The following is a 15,450-nucleotide window of genomic DNA, read 5'->3' as shown; positions in this document are numbered from 1 at the left end:
CACCGCGCGGCTTCAAGATCATCCCATTGCCCCTTTGACGCGTATCTGGGTCACACCCCCACAAGATCCTGGCGGGCATCACCGACGAACAGGAACGGTTCGCCGCGATCCTCACACCGCCGGAGGGCAAGGCCCGCTGGTCGGCGGACGAGGCCCGGCGCCGGGTCGGCCGGCAGGTCGAGCACCCGATCACGCCGCAGGAGAAGGTCAGCGCGATCCACACCCTCGCCCGGGACGAAGACGTCGCCGCGACCGTCACCAGCGACTTCCTGCGGCGGCCGGCGGTGGTGTCCCAGGTCAGGCCGGAGGACAAGGTCCGGGTTGTCGAGGAGTTGACCAGGGATGACCACGTCGCTGCGGAGGTGACTACCGGTCTGCTGCGGCGCCCCGACGTCGCGTTCCGCGCCATGTCGGACGATTATCCGGACTACGGGTTGGATGCCGCCTGATCTCAATGAGGCCAGGTCCGCAGCGGTACGCCTGGATAGGTCGTTCTGCAGACAGGCTACTCGTGATGACTGCCTCACCGGGTCGTGTCCCGGGTCAAAGAGTGGTGCGTGTGCCTGGTTCGCAACGCACACGGGATGATCGCTGGGGCAGAATCAGATCTATGGCCACGTCAACTGATCCCGCTGCTCTGTATCCCGACGTTGCTATAGAAGGGAGCCTCGCCGCGGCGCTCCGAGCCGCCGCGCTCAAGGACGGCTTCTCGGTCCCGTTCACCGCCTCGGAATCCGACCCGCTGCGCCATACCGCCGTCGCAAGCACCGTTCCGCAACGGACGACCTTGGAGATCACCGCGTGGGTAGCCGAACGGCGGTGGTCAATCCGCGGCTGCGAGTCATTCCAAGGCATGGCACTGATCGACGGAACCACACAGGACCTGGCCCAGCTCGCCCGGGCGGCGCAAGCGTGGCATGACGGGGCAGCGCTGACCGACATCTCCCGAGCCGCGCCGTTCGTGCACCTCACTAGCCGCTTCGAGGTGGCAGACCACGATCCGGTGCGACTTGCCGAGTCCGAGTGGCAGCACTTGCTCACGGAGGCGGACGAGGTGGACTGGCCCGAGTACCGCGCGCTCGTGGAGGCGGCATACGCCGAGCCGGCACTGCGGAAGCTCTACCCGTTCACGAGCCACTGGACCCTGCGATTCTCCACCAGTACCCGCCCTCGCCTCGCGGTCATTCCGCTCTGCTTGGACGCGCATCGGGACAGCCGCTACACCCTCAGTGCCAGCATCATGGGTGAGGTCCTTGTCGATACGACCACGGTGGCGGACGCCGTGTTGACAGCCGTGCGTCATCTGCCCTCCGGCCTTGGACCTGTCACTTCTGGGAGCCGCCTGAGAAGCGCCTGGTCTCGGGTGGAAGGATGACGTGCATGGACTTGCCTCAACCTGATGATCTGACCTCGCTGGTCCTGCGCACCGACTTCAGCAGCGAGGCGGCCTGGGAAACGGTGCAAGCAGCGATCGACGGCTCGGGCTACCGCAATGCGACCTTCGTCAGTGACTCCTCCTTCACCGATGTCAGTGTTCAAGCGCTGGTCGACGCAGATGCCGCCGCTGATGACGATGACAAACTGTGCTACGTGTTCCTCGCTGACGCGACCACCATGACCAGCGAGGAGCATCCACTCCTGGCCGTCGACCTGTATGACGAACCCGGCCGGACATTCCGGGTTCCACCCCGTTGGTACGCCGATGTCTCCAACAACCTGACCATCGCCAACATGGACTTCTCCGAGTTCGCCGACGCCACCAACGAATCGGACACGTACTGCGGCTTCGAGGACAGCTAAGCACGCACGGTAGTTTCGCCCACCTCCTCAGGCAGGACCCGGCCGTGGCCTGGTGATGACGGGCATGCCGAGCTCGGTTGGACCGCCCCGACCGTTATTGTGTGTCCGCTCCAAACTGCGGTCGAGAGCGACGAGTTTCTCCTTGGCCTTGGGGTCGCTCAACCGGCCAGGCTCCGCAGCACCTCGTCTTCTTCGCCGTCCACGGCCTCGAGCTCGCGGCTGAGGGGGTTGAACGGTGTACAGATGACCTCGGGCCTGATCCGTTGGAAGAGGAAGGCGAACCGTGCCGCGCTCTCCCGGTTGCTTACGCAGGAGGCGGAGGCGGCCTGGTCGGTCACCAGGCGGGTGGGCCCCTGCATCCCGATCGCTTTGACGCTCCCCAGGTCACGCAGGGCCTGCAAGGTCTCCAGCGCCTCCTCGAGGTACCGGTCGCGCGGCCCGAAGTCGGTGTGGTGCAGGGTCAGGACATCCAGATAGTCCACCCTCAGGTTCTCCATGCTCTGCTCCACCTGTCCGTGCAAGTTGAGGGAGCTGTACGCGTTGACGCCGGTGCCCTTGAAGGCGCCGACCTTGCAGGTGATCCGTACGCTCTCGCGGGGCACTTGGGCGAGCATCCTGCCCAGCAGCCTCTGGGAATGGCCGAGACCGTAGATGTCTGAGGTGTCGTAGACGGTGCCGCCCAGCCCGTGGGCGCGGAGCAGGGCATCGACCGCGCGGTCATCGTCCACGGGTGCCCATCCTGCGGCGTGGCCAAGGTTGGTTGCCGGTCCTCCGATGGGCCGGCAACCGACGCCCAGAGGATGCTCGTTCCATCCGGCGATCAGGCGTCGCCGGGCCAAGTGTGAAGCGGTCACGACGGGGCTCGCTCTCATCGCGATGATCTGGGTGCCGACTCGGGCCCGGAGGGTGCGGCAGAGCATCGAGACGAAGGCCCGGGGAAAGGAAAAGGGGCGAAGCACAGCTCTGTCCGCCCCGCTCTCACCGTGGCATTCGCCTGAGCGAGACGCCAGATCACCAGAGGCTCATATCAGGGGTCATTCGCGAGGGCACCCCCGGCACTGAGCACTCAATCCGCCATGGAAAGTCGCCATTTGGAAGTTCTGTCAGCTGCAATGAAGCGTCGCTGAATGACCCCTGATATGAGCCCTTGGCGATCTAAGACTCCATCCGGTTATCGATGACGGGGCTGGTCTGGTCGAACAGGGTTCCTGTTCGGGTGATCGCGCGAGGGCCGGCGCATGACAGCAGGGCCTCTTGGTAGTTCGGGGGTGCGAACCAAACCGATCACCAGGAGGCCCTGTTGCCGCAGTCTTTCGCGCTCACCTGTGTGGAGTCCAACTCGACGTCCCTGTCGTGTGACTGCCTCGCGCACAGGTTCGGCAACGCGGCGGACGGGCCGGAGCGCGTGCGGTGTTACGGCTCGGACATGACGGACGCGGAATGGCAGGTCATCCGGGCGGTGCTGCCGGTGCCCGCGTGGCTTGAAGGGCGGGGCGGCCGACCGGAGAGCTATTGCCACCGTGTGATGCTGGATGCAGTCCGCTACGTGGTCGACACGGCGTCAAGTGGGTCAATCTGCCTGCGGATTTCCCGCCGTACCGGCGTGTGCACGCTTTCGCCCGCCGCTGGCAGGTGAGGGGTTTGCTCGCCGAGCTCCACGACCGGCTGCGCGACCGCGTGCGGGACAAGGAGGGCCGCAAGGCGGACCCGACGGCCGCGATCGTGGACTCGCAGTCACTGCGGGCAGCGGCGAACATCCCGCGCTCCACGTCCGGCTGGGACGGCGGGAAGAAGGTGGGCGGCCGCAAGCGGCACCTGGTGGTGGACTGCCTCGGCCTGGTCCTGGCCGTTGCGGTGACCGCGACGAGCGTGCAGGACCGCGACGCCGCCGTCCCACTGCTCGAGCAACTGCGCAAGATGTACTTCTCCATCCGCCTGGTGTGGGCGGACGGCGGCTATGCCGGGCGGCTGGTCGACTGGGCGGCCGAGAACCTCCACCTCACCCTGGAGATCGTCAGACGCACCGACGACACCACGGGCTTCGTGGTGCTGCCGCGCAGGTGGGTGGTGGAAAGAACGCTCAGCTGGCTGATGCGCTCGCGCCGCCTGGTGCGCGACTACGAAACCCTGCCCGCCATGCACGAAGCGATGGTGCTGTGGTCGATGACCATGCTCATGAGCGGCCGCCTCGCCGGACGCCGCCCCGGTGCCTTCAGCCGGCCGGCACCACGAGCGCGGTGAACACCCCCGGCCGCACCTGCCGAGCCCACCCCCGCTCCACCAGGCGTTTCGCCTTCGACCGCACCCCCTCGACCTTCGCCGGGACCACCTGAAGCCCCAGAGCCCTGGCCAACTGCTGGCAGCGCATGCCCTCCCGGCCCGCTTCCGACTCCAGCACCGACACGATCCGCTGATAGTCCGACGCCAGGACCGACGCCGTCATGCTGTCGGCCCGGTGCGGCACCACCGAGCCGACCACCGAGCCCCGCTGCGGCTCCGCGACCGCGGAAGGCGGCTCGGCCAGCACCTCGGCCACCGTTGCACGGGCATCCACCAGCCGCTGCAGCACGCGTTCCGCCTCGCCGAGTGCGGCCTGCACCCCGCTCCGCCTCCTCCCGCAACCGCGCGATCTCTTCCCGGACCCTCTTCTCCCGAGCCTCCAGCAAACCGAGCACCGACGCCACCAGCCACCTCCACGAGCCAGACGAACGGACCAACCACGCCCATCTCTCCCGCTGCCGACCGGAGTTCATACCCACCCACCCGAACTAAACGATCACGTTCGGAAAGCGGATGGCGTCTCAGAGGCCAGGTCCTCGTACTCCCTCATTGCCTGGTCCTCTTCCGCGGACCGGTACGCCTCCCATGGAAGGGCTTCGGAGTGTTCGTCACGCCAGTCCCTCAGGAGGTCGATTGCTTTCGCTGACGAGTGCCAGCACGCGCAGCGCACCTGCAGCACCAGCTCGGCGGGCAGCCGCACCGTGATCTGTTCCGGGCAGTCGACGTCCCGTGAGCCGGGCCAACGCCCGCCAATCAGGGCCTGCTGCGGCAGGGGCGGCCATTCCCGGTTCCATCCCCGCCTCTTCAACTCCTGCCGTACCCCGTACGTGACCAGCACATCGCGAGTGTCGACCAGTTTCCCGCGTTCCTGCACGCTCGCCTTGTACATCTGCCACTGCGCCCGCCGTACGGCGGCCTCACGGCTCGGGAGGCCATCAGCGCTCCACCGGGGTGTGCTCCTCAGCGACTTGGCCCGCCTCCGCTCAGCTGTGAACAGCGGCCTCAATGCCTTGAGCTTGTCCTTCGTACCGGCAGGCAGGGAGGGGGTGACGGGTGTGGTGCTGACGGTCATACGGCACATCATGCCGGGATCTTCCACACCGCCTCACCCCTCGCTCCGCAATCGCGTGATAGCCGAACCGCGCCATCTCCCAGCAGCGGCCAGCCTCTTGCTCACGAGCAGTTCAGATCGCGAAGTGTCTTGGGCATTTCCTACCGACGACCACGGAAGGGAACATATCGGCGTTGAGGCGTCTGTTCCCGGCGAGCACTGATGCGAGCTCGCCGGGGACGGACATGATCAGATGACGCGATTCAGCCTAGGATCCCAGCAGCGTCTCGGGCTGACGACCACGGATTTCATGGCAAGATTTATGGCGCGTTCGAGCCAGCCGGGCCGGGGTCTGCTGGCCGCGCACCGCCTTCCATCGCATCCCGCAGGTCTCCCAGCAGTTCCCCGGCGTCTGCTTCCCCGTCCGTGGCATCCCGCAGGTCCCCCAGCAGGTCCCGGGCGTCCGGTGTCGGCGGAGTGTAGGTGTACCTGGGCTCCACGCGCTCTGTCCAACGCCACGGGACCTCTGTCGGCGCAAGCAGCGGGCCATTCACCGTGTAGTCACGACGGTCGTCTATGCGCGGTGACGGCGGCGGGGAGTCGTAGGCAGGAGGCAGAGGGACCACGAGTGGGGGCCGGCCATTCCAATCCCGCAACATGGGGTCAATCCGAGACGGCGGATGGCGCGGCAGGCGTTACGGCACAGAGTCTATGTAGGGAGCCACGCGCGGGTCGGCTGCATCAGGAGCCCGGCCCGGGGAGGAGACCCCACCACCTGGAACATCCGCATCCGAATCCCCCTCACCGTCCGACGGAACAACCTCAGCACCTGGGCTGTCCTGATCGTCAGCAGACTGGTCCTGGTCCTGGTCCTGGTCCTGGTCCTGGTCCTGGTCCTGCTCCTGCTCCTGCTCCTGCTCCTGCTCCTGGTCAGAGTTCGCGGGTTCCTCCGCGGCAGGATCCCCAACTTCGCCGCCGGGACCAAGATCCCCCGTACCACGGCCCACCGGCGCAGGTACCACCGGAACCGGAGGCTGCATGCCAGGCGCACCCGGCCCGTCCTTCCCCGAATCCTCGGTCTCGGGAACCTCGGATTCATACCCCGAGTCGTAACCCGAGTCTTCGGTGTCCGAACCGGAATCCGCGTCCTGACCGTCAGCAGCCTCGTCCTGGTCCTCGTCGGAGTTCGCGGGTTCCTCCGCGGCAGGATCCCCAACCTCGCCGCCGGGACCAAGATCCCCCGTACCAGGGCCCACCGGCGCAGGTACCACCGGAACCGGAGGCTGCATGCCAGGCGGACCAGGCGCACCCGGGTCCTGGACTACCGGGCTGGACGGCAAGGGTATGGGGTGATCGCCGTGGGATTCCTCTTGTTGGCCGGGATCCAGGGGGTCCGTCTCACGTGTCGTGGAGTCCGGCTGGGTTTGGTGCTCGTCGGCGTCATCTCCGGCCGGGGTGGTGTCGCCGGTGGTGTGTTCGCGGTCGGTGGTTTCTTCGGGCTTTGTGTTTTTGTTCTGGCTGTGCTCGTCGTGCCCGGTGTCCTTCGGCAGTTGTTCACTGTCGTGGTCGTGGCCGTCGTTGGTGTTGGGCGACGCTTGCTGGGGAGCGTCCTGGTCGAGGCTCGGTGTTTCCGCGGTGTCGGGTTGCCGGTCGCTGGTGTCCTGCTGGTTGTCTCGGCCCTGGGTGCCCGGATCGTGGTCGTCCGGGGCGCCGGTGCGCTCCTTGGGGTGCCCGCCTCTTCGTCGGCCGGGAGGTCTCTCGCTGTCGTGTCGGAGTCGTCGACCGCGGGTTCGTCCGCGTTGTCGGTGTCTGGAAAGTGGTAGGGCGGGTCGGCTTCTTCGGGGCCGGAAGCGTTCAGATCGGATTGTGTACGGTCGGCCGTGGACTGAGTCGCGGGGTCGGGACTGTCCGCCGCGTACGCGGCGGACGCCGATATTCCCAGGGCGGCGAGGCCTAAGAGCGGGAGTGCGGCGAGTGTAGCCGGATTGACTCGCGTCCGAAGTCGCTGCGCGTGCCGGCCGTGTGATTTGAAGCCTGCCAAAGCTGCATTCCTTGTCTTGAGGGGTACGTGCTGCATCGGGGGCCAAACACATGAACCTGGTGGCTCCGGCGCCGGACTCCACCGGCCGCCATCTCCCCAGCGCCCTGTGCCGCCAGAGGGCCCGGCCAGAGTCAGCCACCCAGGCGTGAGTCATGCCAGGCCCCGTAGTTGGGGCCCGTCGGCCAGGAGGGTGGTCGCTCGATGTCGAATGTACGGATCACCATGCCGCCCACCCCAGCGGCAGATGCGACGCGTTCCATGCCGTTCCCGCCACAGGGATGCAGGCGCATTTCCGGGCCCGACCAGGCGCCCTGCCCCAGGTGTAGGCCCGCGACATCTCCTTCGTCCGCGCTCAGGTGGACCTTGGTGGTGAACCCTCCACGTGAACGGCCCAGGCCCTCACCTGTGCACCGCCTCCACCAGTCGGCCCACCAGGCTCTGCCACGGCGTTTCGAACGCCGCGCCGTCGTGCTCACCCTGCGGCGTCCGGCCCCCTCCTGCCCAGCCGATAGGGTCCAGACGACGTACGGCGCTGAAGGAGCAACAGGATGAAGACTGCGGTGCTGTCAGCCGGGTCATGGGGCACAGCGTTCGCAGCGGTCCTCGCCGACGCCGGCAGCGACGTCGTACTCCACGGCCGCCGCCCCGAGATCGTCGACGCGATCAACACCGGCCACGAAAACCCCGTCTATCTGCCGGGCATCATCCTGCCGACGTCGCTGAAGGCCACAACAGACGTGGCGCGGGCCCTCGCCGGCGCGGACTTCCTGGTGGTCTCGATCCCAGCGCAGTCGCTGCGCGACAACCTCGCCCGCTGGGCGCCGCTGATCGAGCCGTCCACGGTCGTTGTCAGCCTGATGAAGGGCATCGAAACCCACACGGGACTGCGCATGAGCGAGGTCATTACCGAGGTGACCGGTGTGCCCGCGGAGCGCGTCGCTGTGCTCTCCGGGCCGAACCTTGCCCGAGAAATCTCCGCCCGCCAGCCCGCCGCATCGGTGATCGCCTGCCGCGACGAGACCGCGGCCAAGGCTCTCCAAGAAGCCTGCCTGACTCCGTACTTCCGCCCCTACACCAACCACGACGTGATCGGCTGCGAACTCGGGGGCGCCGTCAAGAACGTCATCGCACTCGCCGTCGGACTCGCAGCAGGGATGGGGCTGGGCGACAACGCTCGCGCCCTGCTGATCACACGAGGCCTGGCGGAGACCGCCCGGCTCGGTGCGAAGCTGGGAGCCGATCCCCTCACGTTCTCCGGACTGGCCGGAGTGGGCGACCTCATCGCCACCTGCACCTCACCGCTCTCCCGCAACCGCACCTTCGGCGAACACCTCGGCCAGGGTATGACCGTGGCCGAAGCAACCGCCGCGACCAGCCAGACAGCAGAAGGCGTCAAGTCGTCCCAGTCGATCCTGGAACTCGCCCGACGGCACGGGGTGGAGATGCCCATCACCGAAGTCGTCGTCGCCGTTATCCAGGGAACGGTCACTGTCGCCGAGGCCGCCGCCATGCTGATGGCACGGTCCCCCAAGCCCGAGCAATACGGCACCTGATCATCCCGCGCCGCTAGGAGGTCATTCCCTCAGCGGCTTTGGCTGTGATGGAGCGAGTGGAAAGCCGAGGCGGCCGCCCGATCATCAACCGGTGATCGAGGACGAGATCGTGGTCGGATCCGGGCATACGCGCAGGCGCACCATCTACTGCCACCCGCGCAGGCAGCTGCCGAGGGTGAATCAGAGCCTGATGGCTGCCGGGCAGGTGACATCCGTGACGGGAATGCGGGGAGGCAATGGGGAAGATGCTTGACCGCAGGCGTGGGACCCTGCACGTTGCGCTTCGCCATCGGCAATCAGCCGTCTGAGTCGTGACGCGGCGGCTCGTCTGTCAGGCGCCGGATGAGGTCCATAAGGCGTTGTTCGGCTTCCGGACTCAGTGGGCCAGGTGGCTGCGGGACTTGGTCGCGCAGTTCGGCGGCAGTTGGGTCCTGGGCGGCCAGGCCCTCGGCGATGGCGGCTCCGAAGCGCCGGATGACTTCCTGAAGCCGGGCTCGCTGTTCGGGGGGAGCGTTGGTGAGCTGGGTGCGGAGGGTGTCGCGGATCTCCTGGAGGCGATCCACGTCCGCGATGTTCCCGGGGATCTCCTGAGTCATCAGCACCCGGATACTTGTGCTTGTCTCGTCCGCGGTAGGGCGGGCAGGTTCACTGTGCTCGTCGTCCGGCTCGTGGGCGATCCAGCTCCAGCCGTGCTCGGCCATGCCTTCCCTGGTCCACTCCATCAGCAGGTCCGCGCCCTCGTGGACGCGTGACATGTCGTGACCGCCGCCGGTGGCGAACCAGCGCAGCAGTGCGCCGGCTGCCGGTTTCTCGGTGTCGCAGGAGGAACACAGTTCCAGGTGGATCGGAATGCCGTTCGCGTCTTCCTGCGGCATGACGGCGCTGGAGATCAGCGGTCCTCCGCAGCGTGAGCACGACGGCAACTTCTCTGCGAGTTCCACCCGGGCCACGCCAGCCTCCTTGCTCTCACCTGCGCCCACCAAAGCCCGCATGAACTGCAGCGTCAACCTTCCCGACGATTTCCGACCCCAGGAGGTACTCCCCACCGAGTTCTGTCGCGATGAGGGGTCGGCTCACCAGAGTCCCGGCGCGCCCACGTCAGTCGGGGAAGCCCGATGCGCGTGCAGGGCTGCTCAATCCCTCCAGGGGCTAGCCAAGACCCCGGCCGGCCCGGCCTCAGGAAGCCAGCCGCTGGCTTCGTCGCCGGGCTTCCGTCGGGTCAGCCGACGCCGCAGAGGCCACCACTGGACGCGTCCATGCAAGCCACTGTGGCAGCCAGGACTGACAGGGGGAGCTGCTACGACGGTTCGTGTTGGGCCGTAGGGCAGCGGGTCGCCAGTCCTCGAGCGGGTCGAAGCCCAGCAGCTCAACCTTCCGGCGCCGGGTCGCCTCCTTCGGATTCCACTCCAGGTACGGCGGATACCGGAGCTCGCTCCCGCGAAGCGGCACCGGGGAAGCATGCCTGAGGGCAACCACGTGTTCTGGGGCAACTCCGTGTCCTGAAAGGGCTTCGCGGGTCATGATGTGGGGCACGGATTCCAGTCGGGGGGACATGTCTGTTGAGAAGCCGTGCGTCCGCGTGGGTCGTCGTCGTGGCCATGGTGGCCGCGTTGGGTGTTCTGGTCACTCCAGTCGGCTCGTGGGCGGCGAAGCCGTCGCCTGACGACCTATGTGAGAGCGCCGGGCTCGCCGGGGCACACCTGCGTACGCAGCGGCGCCCCGTCCCCCTGAGTCCGCGGCCGGTCAGCCCGCGCCCCCTGGAGTGACCAAACCCGTCTCGTACGCCACCACCACGGCCTGCGCCCTGCTGCCCAGGTCCAGTTTGGTCATCGTGCGATTGAGGTGCGTCTTGACAGTCGCCTCGCTGATGAACAGCTCGCCGGCGATCTCCAGGTTGGACAGACCTCTGGCGGTCAGCCTCAGCACCTCCACCTCGCGCGCGGTCAACGCCCCCAGATCGGGCGGCGGTTCGTCCGTTCTCCCGGTGTTTCCGGCCCGTTGGGCGAACGCCTCGACCAGGCGGCGCGTGACGCTGGGCGCGAAGAGCGCGTCTCCCCCGCCGACCGCCGCCACCGCGGCGAGCAGCCGCTCGGGCCCCGAGTCCTTGAGCAGAAAGCCGCAGGCACCGGCACGCAAGGCGCCGTAGACATACTCGTCCAGGTCGAAGGTGGTCAGGACGAGGACCCGGGGCAGCGGGTCCGGCGCGTCGGCGAGGATCCTCTCGGTGGCCGCGACGCCGCTCATGCCGGGCATCCGGATGTCCATCAGGATCACGTCGGGACGGGTCAGTGCGGCCAGGGCGACGGCCTCCTCGCCGTTGCCCGCCTCGCCGACCACCTCGATGCCGGGTGCCGCGCACAGCAGCCCCACCAGCCCGGCGCGGATCAGGAACTGGTCGTCGACGACGAGCACCCTGGTCATCCCGACGTGTCTTCTCCCTCGCGTACGGCCTGCGTGGAGGTGGGCAGGGTCAGACGCACCTCGAAACCCCCCTCGCTCCGCGGGCCGATGTCGACCCGCCCGCCGTAGAGCTTGGCCCGCTCACGCATGCCGATCAACCCATTCCCGCTGCCCGGCCGAACCTTGTCCGGAATCACCCCCTGTCCGTCGTCCGCGACGGTCACCTCCAACTGGCTTGGCTCGTAGCGCAGTTCCACGCTCACGCTGGCTCCGGGCGCATGCTTCAGTACGTTGGTCAGCGCCTCCTGCACGACGCGGTACGCGCACAGGTCGACGCCGGGCGCGAGCGGGCGGGCCATGCCCTCCATCCGCAGGTCGACCCACACGCCACCGGACCGTACGCGCTCGACCATCTCCCCCAGACGCGCGAGGCCCGGCATGGGCGTGGCCGGAACGCCGTCCTCATCCGAGGCCCGCAACACCCATAGCATGCGGCGGAGTTCATCGAGGGCCTCCGCGCTGGTGCCGGAGATCGTGGAGAGCGCGGTACGCGCCGTGTCGCGGTCCGAGTCGAAGACGAATCCGGCCAGACCCGCCTGCACCGATATAACCGACATGTGGTGAGCCACCACATCGTGCAGCTCGCGCGCGATCCTGCCGCGCTCCTCGGCCACTTCTCGGCGGGCCCGTTCGGCCTGCTCCTCGCGGAGCCTGCGGGCAAGTTCGGCGGCACGGCGGGCGGTGACGCCGAAGCGCCACAGCACGGCGGGGAAGACGAGGGCCTGGCCGACGACGGACGGCATGGAGTCGCTGTGGCTGACCACTCCCGCGTAGATCCAGATCCCGGCCATCGCGGCGGCGCAGGTGACGGATGTGCGTACGGGACGCAGCGACGCCACCGTATAGACGGCGAGCATCGGCCCGAAGGTGTTCACGACCGGCCAGTAGCCGGCGGTGACGTAGCAGAACCACACGAGGTGGACGAAGGCGCAGACGGCGACCGGCGCCCTGCTGCGCAGCGCGAGCGGCAGATTGACCAGCCCGACGAGCGCGTACGCGGGCGCGTCGAGCGCGGACCATCCCTGGATCGCGGCCTCCTGCCCGAGGAGCACGGCCACGCTGGTGAGCGCCACGGCAATCAGCGCGTCGGCTGCCAGGCCAACACGGCCTGGGGGACGGATCCGCATCGCCGCAGCGTAGCCGTGGGGCGGGCGGCGGGACGTCAAACTGCCGCGGTACCGCGAAAGGTGCAGGAACCGTGTGCCTACTGCCGCGGGTCTGCCGGGAGTTCAACCCGTCGCCGGACGCGGCCCGGTACGGGCCGCCCGTAGCTTCTTGGACCAGCACGACGGCGCCGCGGCCGACCTCCGGGCGCCACGCGGACACGGTCGACACGGGGTGCCCAACGGGGGAACCCGGCCGGTGGTCCAAGAAAGGATTCGACACGATGACGGCACGAAAGAGCCTCGCCCTGGCGACGGCCACGGTGGCGCTGGGCACCGGGCTCGCGATAGCCGCTCCGGCCGCCCAGGCAGCGCCGGCGGCGCACAGCGCACCGGCCACCGCCGCTTCGCGGACCGAAGCTTCCGCCGCGAAGGCGGGCTGGCACCTGATCTGGGGCCCGAAGAGCCACAAGCCCACCAAGTACTGGGCCACGCCCGACTTCGTCCCGCGCAGCGGCACGCTCGGCGTCAACGCACGCTGCTGGAACGGCGGTGACGGCACCAAGTACAAGATCGACGTGGTGCGGACCCGCGACAAGAAGGTCGTCAAGAAGGGCGGCTGGGGCCACTGCAACGGCGGCTGGATGACGGTGAAGGCGAACGCGTCGTCCGGCACGTCGTACTACATGCGCATCTACCTGAAGGGCAAAGCGCACACGATCGAGGCGAAGGCCTACTACTACCGCTGAGACGGGGGACCGTCGTCGCCGACGAACCGCGTGGCGCGACCGAAGTGCGGCCCGGTCCTCCCTTAGCGGGAGGGCCGGGCGGGAGTGTCGTCATAGTCCCGCCCGGCCCCCGCCCTTCGGACAGACGGCGGGGCGTGACGACAGAACCCAGGTCCCTTTGTCCGCACCGGACCCGCCGGACCAGACCGGACGGGCCCTCCGACGCTCAGGGGGCCCGAGTACATCCGGTGCGGTCAGAGCGCGGGCGGTATCGGCAAAGTACGACTCCGGGGCCGCTTCGGCCAGGCTGAGGGTGACTCCCTGGCTGAGGCCGACAAGGAGTGCTCTGAGCGCGGTGGCCAGACGTTGCGCCTGACGTGGCGTCACGGGGACCCCCTGGTGCGATCTGCCGACGAACAGCGCAGTCAGGCGTTCCTCGTGCGCCCGGACGGACGCGGCGAGCCTGGTCTGCAGATCCGGGTCACTGAGGGCCATGTCCTGCAGGCTGATCTCGAACGACAGGTGCCGCAACGCGTCGGGGTCGTCGCAGACGCGCCGGTAGTAGCGGGCGACGGCGCCGGCCGCCTCCACCAGGTCGAGTTCGGCGGGAGCGGCCTGCTCCATGCCTTCGTAGTGCGGGCCGAGGTAATCCGTGACCAGGGCGGCCATCAGGCCGTTCTTGCTGCCGAACAGCGAGTAGACGGCACCCGTGGTCACGTCGGCCTGTTCGGCGATCTCGTCGAGCCGGGCACGGCTGCCGTCCCTGGCGACGACCTGGCGCGCGGCGTCGAGCAGGGCGCGGCGGTTGCGTTCCTTGGCCTCCCCTCTTGGTATTCTCATGCCGCGCGCCGGGTGCTCAGTCGATCCGCACACAGATAGCCACCGGCAGTCTCGGCGACCAAGTCCTGGTGCTGTAGTCGTACGCCTGGGCGTAGCCGTTGTTCCCGGGGGCACAGGGGGCGGCGATGTTCGTCTCCAGATAGACGGCCCCGCCGGGAACGCCGGAATTCGTCTTCGCGATCACGTTCCCGTGGTACTTGACCTGCCCCGAGTTGAACTTGACGGCCACGTAGACCTTGCCGCCGAGGGTGAAGTTGCCGCCGCTGCTACCAGCTCGATGAACGATGGGCGATTGGCGACCTTACGATGAGGTGATTTCCCGATCCTTCGAGCGAGCTTGCAATAGCACCGGAGTCGAGTTCCGGCCGAGCGATCCCGCCAAGATTTTCGCGGCGATCCCAGAATGGGGGCCCCACCCCGATGTCCCAGAGCCTCGCGCGTGTCCGCCCCTCAGACCGTAAAGGGCGACTGCTTAACGAACCGGTTGTTGGTGCGGCCGGTGATGAACAGGTTCGGGCTCTGGGTGGCTGGCATCCTCTTGAGGATCTCGCGGTGGAATGCCTTGTACCCGCCCGTGAACCCACCGCCGTTCCAGACGTCGAGCAGGGTCGCGGTAAACAGGCCGTTGCGCAGACCGTCTGCTGCCAGTTGGTTGTCCTGGCATGCAGAGATCAGCAGTGCGGTTGCGCCAAGGTCGCGGTTGTCCTTGGCGTTGAGCTTGCGCTGGATGTCGTCGAAGAACTGCTGGTCCCGTCGGTACACCTCATCCTGCTTGTCCAGGGGCATGAGCCTGGACGTGACCTCGACCTGGTCGGGGTCGGCGGTCTGGAACTGCTCTTGCATGGCTTCAGGAGTGAGGATGTCCCGCACCCTGATGCCGCTGCCGCTGTGGCAGCAGTCGAGGAGACAGAAGATCCGAACACCCTCGGCGAAGCCCTCGAACTCCCTGTACAGCTCGTCGTCGATGTACTCCCGATCGAAGAAGCACATGGTTTCGTCGAGCCGGTCCGACTCATCCTCGGGCCCGTTGAGGTCGGGTACCTGGCCTCCGTGCCCCGAGTAGGTGAAGAGAAGGAAGTCACCGGGTGTGAGGACGCTCGCCGCCTTGCGCAACTCGGCGGTGATGTTGTCGACCGTTGCCTTGGCGGTGAGGAGAGTGACGCGATCTTCGATTCCTGCGTTCTTGGCAAGCTGGTCCATGTCCTGCGCGTCGTCCTCACAGGCGATGAGCTTGCCGTCCCAACCGCTGTACTTGGTGGGATCGACCTTGTTGAGACCGATGTGAATGGACATTCCCTGAGCCATGGGGAAGCTCCCTTCTGCGTGGAGCGGGTGTGCCGAGGTGTACGAGGGAAAGCGCATCGACTGGTCAAAGCCAGTCGATGGGATGCACCTGATTCCCGATCTTGATCGTAACCACCCGATTGGCGCATAGCTCGCTAATTCGACCATTTGGGTGATGCCGCTGCGCATGCTGGTAGGGACTCGGTGGCGCGGTACCTAGTAGTGCTTCGTGAGGTCTGCCGATCTTGGCTGGTCGGGGGCATGGTGAAGGTATGAGGCTTGGGGAGGTGGAACGGCTCCGGGGTGAGTT

General features: G+C 67.5%; 16 protein-coding genes and 1 pseudogene. 8 read left to right on the top strand and 9 right to left on the bottom strand.

What is annotated here, in order from left to right; all coding sequences use genetic code 11:
* Window positions 1-59: 59 nt before the first annotated feature.
* The 3 genes and pseudogenes from ACFYWY_RS34695 to ACFYWY_RS34685 form a co-directional block, all read left to right on the top strand.
* A pseudogene (locus tag ACFYWY_RS34695) lies at window positions 60-419 on the top strand (DUF6192 family protein); the annotation flags it as partial.
* A gap of 191 nt (window positions 420-610) precedes the next feature.
* Window positions 611-1,375 (top strand): DUF6193 family natural product biosynthesis protein, encoded by a 765-nt coding sequence (locus ACFYWY_RS34690; protein ID WP_389194351.1) that lies wholly within the window; start codon window positions 611-613, stop codon window positions 1,373-1,375.
* A gap of 5 nt (window positions 1,376-1,380) precedes the next feature.
* Window positions 1,381-1,800: a DUF6924 domain-containing protein gene (locus ACFYWY_RS34685; RefSeq protein WP_389194348.1), complete on the top strand. Its 420-nt coding sequence runs from the start codon at window positions 1,381-1,383 to the stop codon at window positions 1,798-1,800.
* 158 nt (window positions 1,801-1,958) lie between these two features.
* Here the strand turns inward: ACFYWY_RS34685 and ACFYWY_RS34680 are convergent, their stop codons facing one another.
* Entirely contained in the window at window positions 1,959-2,528 is a 570-nt protein-coding gene (locus tag ACFYWY_RS34680) for an aldo/keto reductase (protein WP_389194345.1), read from the bottom strand.
* Between the two features lie 698 nt (window positions 2,529-3,226).
* Between ACFYWY_RS34680 and ACFYWY_RS34675 the strand changes: the two genes are divergently transcribed.
* Window positions 3,227-3,436: a transposase gene (locus ACFYWY_RS34675; RefSeq protein WP_389194457.1), complete on the top strand. Its 210-nt coding sequence runs from the start codon at window positions 3,227-3,229 to the stop codon at window positions 3,434-3,436.
* A complete protein-coding gene (locus ACFYWY_RS34670) occupies window positions 3,406-4,041 on the top strand; it encodes an IS5 family transposase (RefSeq protein ID WP_389194342.1) in 636 nt (211 codons plus the stop codon). The genes ACFYWY_RS34675 and ACFYWY_RS34670 overlap by 31 nt, the downstream gene beginning before the upstream one ends.
* On the opposite strand, the gene ACFYWY_RS34665 is transcribed toward ACFYWY_RS34670, so the two are convergent.
* Complete coding sequence (locus ACFYWY_RS34665) at window positions 4,013-4,399, bottom strand: hypothetical protein (protein ID WP_389194340.1); 387 nt, start codon at window positions 4,397-4,399, stop codon at window positions 4,013-4,015. The two genes, ACFYWY_RS34670 and ACFYWY_RS34665, sit on opposite strands and share 29 nt — an antisense overlap.
* A 177-nt stretch (window positions 4,400-4,576) precedes the next feature.
* The gene (locus tag ACFYWY_RS34660) at window positions 4,577-5,152 is read right to left on the bottom strand and encodes a hypothetical protein (protein ID WP_389194337.1); all 576 of its coding nucleotides are present in this window, start codon (window positions 5,150-5,152) and stop codon (window positions 4,577-4,579) included.
* Between the two features lie 659 nt (window positions 5,153-5,811).
* On the opposite strand from ACFYWY_RS34660, the gene ACFYWY_RS34655 reads away from it, so the two are divergent.
* Together ACFYWY_RS34655 and ACFYWY_RS34650 are read left to right on the top strand one after the other, a co-directional pair.
* On the top strand, window positions 5,812-6,954 hold the full coding sequence (locus tag ACFYWY_RS34655; protein ID WP_389194335.1) for a hypothetical protein: 1,143 nt from the start codon (window positions 5,812-5,814) through the stop codon (window positions 6,952-6,954).
* 766 nt (window positions 6,955-7,720) lie between these two features.
* Window positions 7,721-8,725 (top strand): NAD(P)H-dependent glycerol-3-phosphate dehydrogenase, encoded by a 1,005-nt coding sequence (locus ACFYWY_RS34650; RefSeq protein WP_389194333.1) that lies wholly within the window; start codon window positions 7,721-7,723, stop codon window positions 8,723-8,725.
* Between the two features lie 296 nt (window positions 8,726-9,021).
* Here ACFYWY_RS34650 and ACFYWY_RS34645 read toward each other — a convergent pair whose 3' ends face one another.
* From ACFYWY_RS34645 to ACFYWY_RS34635, 3 genes are all read right to left on the bottom strand, one after another.
* A complete protein-coding gene (locus ACFYWY_RS34645; RefSeq protein WP_389194330.1) occupies window positions 9,022-9,675 on the bottom strand; it encodes a DUF6300 family protein in 654 nt (217 codons plus the stop codon).
* A 793-nt stretch (window positions 9,676-10,468) separates the two neighbouring features.
* The gene (locus tag ACFYWY_RS34640) at window positions 10,469-11,146 is read right to left on the bottom strand and encodes a response regulator (RefSeq protein ID WP_389194328.1); all 678 of its coding nucleotides are present in this window, start codon (window positions 11,144-11,146) and stop codon (window positions 10,469-10,471) included.
* The gene (locus tag ACFYWY_RS34635) at window positions 11,143-12,312 is read right to left on the bottom strand and encodes a sensor histidine kinase (protein ID WP_389194326.1); all 1,170 of its coding nucleotides are present in this window, start codon (window positions 12,310-12,312) and stop codon (window positions 11,143-11,145) included. The genes ACFYWY_RS34640 and ACFYWY_RS34635 overlap by 4 nt, the downstream gene beginning before the upstream one ends.
* 260 nt (window positions 12,313-12,572) lie before the next feature.
* Between ACFYWY_RS34635 and ACFYWY_RS34630 the strand changes: the two genes are divergently transcribed.
* A complete protein-coding gene (locus ACFYWY_RS34630; protein ID WP_389194323.1) occupies window positions 12,573-13,037 on the top strand; it encodes a hypothetical protein in 465 nt (154 codons plus the stop codon).
* 90 nt (window positions 13,038-13,127) lie between these two features.
* Here the strand turns inward: ACFYWY_RS34630 and ACFYWY_RS34625 are convergent, their stop codons facing one another.
* From ACFYWY_RS34625 to ACFYWY_RS34615, 3 genes are all read right to left on the bottom strand, one after another.
* Complete coding sequence (locus tag ACFYWY_RS34625) at window positions 13,128-13,856, bottom strand: TetR/AcrR family transcriptional regulator (protein ID WP_389194320.1); 729 nt, start codon at window positions 13,854-13,856, stop codon at window positions 13,128-13,130.
* 16 nt (window positions 13,857-13,872) lie between these two features.
* The gene (locus ACFYWY_RS34620) at window positions 13,873-14,085 is read right to left on the bottom strand and encodes a hypothetical protein (protein ID WP_389194318.1); all 213 of its coding nucleotides are present in this window, start codon (window positions 14,083-14,085) and stop codon (window positions 13,873-13,875) included.
* A 221-nt stretch (window positions 14,086-14,306) separates the two neighbouring features.
* Entirely contained in the window at window positions 14,307-15,161 is an 855-nt protein-coding gene (locus ACFYWY_RS34615; protein ID WP_389194454.1) for a caspase family protein, read from the bottom strand.
* Window positions 15,162-15,450 lie beyond the last annotated feature (289 nt).

The sequence above is a fragment of the Streptomyces sp. NPDC002870 genome, assembly GCF_042888505.1.
Taxonomy (GTDB): domain Bacteria; phylum Actinomycetota; class Actinomycetes; order Streptomycetales; family Streptomycetaceae; genus Streptomyces.
Note: the sequence above shows the minus strand (reverse complement) of the source record. Positions and strands in the feature narration are given on the sequence as shown.

Excerpts from the sequence above, each read along its gene's own strand:
- ACFYWY_RS34690 (WP_389194351.1), top strand. The coding sequence starts at position 611 with ATGGCCACGTCAACTGATCCCGCTGCTCTGTATCCCGACGTTGCTATA.
- ACFYWY_RS34685 (WP_389194348.1), top strand. The coding sequence starts at position 1,381 with ATGGACTTGCCTCAACCTGATGATCTGACCTCGCTGGTCCTGCGCACC.
- ACFYWY_RS34675 (WP_389194457.1), top strand. The coding sequence starts at position 3,227 with ATGACGGACGCGGAATGGCAGGTCATCCGGGCGGTGCTGCCGGTGCCC.
- ACFYWY_RS34660 (WP_389194337.1), bottom strand. The coding sequence starts at position 5,152 with ATGACCGTCAGCACCACACCCGTCACCCCCTCCCTGCCTGCCGGTACG.
- ACFYWY_RS34655 (WP_389194335.1), top strand. The coding sequence starts at position 5,812 with ATGGCGCGGCAGGCGTTACGGCACAGAGTCTATGTAGGGAGCCACGCG.
- ACFYWY_RS34650 (WP_389194333.1), top strand. The coding sequence starts at position 7,721 with ATGAAGACTGCGGTGCTGTCAGCCGGGTCATGGGGCACAGCGTTCGCA.
- ACFYWY_RS34640 (WP_389194328.1), bottom strand. The coding sequence starts at position 11,146 with ATGACCAGGGTGCTCGTCGTCGACGACCAGTTCCTGATCCGCGCCGGG.
- ACFYWY_RS34635 (WP_389194326.1), bottom strand. The coding sequence starts at position 12,312 with ATGCGGATCCGTCCCCCAGGCCGTGTTGGCCTGGCAGCCGACGCGCTG.
- ACFYWY_RS34630 (WP_389194323.1), top strand. The coding sequence starts at position 12,573 with ATGACGGCACGAAAGAGCCTCGCCCTGGCGACGGCCACGGTGGCGCTG.
- ACFYWY_RS34625 (WP_389194320.1), bottom strand. The coding sequence starts at position 13,856 with ATGAGAATACCAAGAGGGGAGGCCAAGGAACGCAACCGCCGCGCCCTG.
- ACFYWY_RS34615 (WP_389194454.1), bottom strand. The coding sequence starts at position 15,161 with ATGGCTCAGGGAATGTCCATTCACATCGGTCTCAACAAGGTCGATCCC.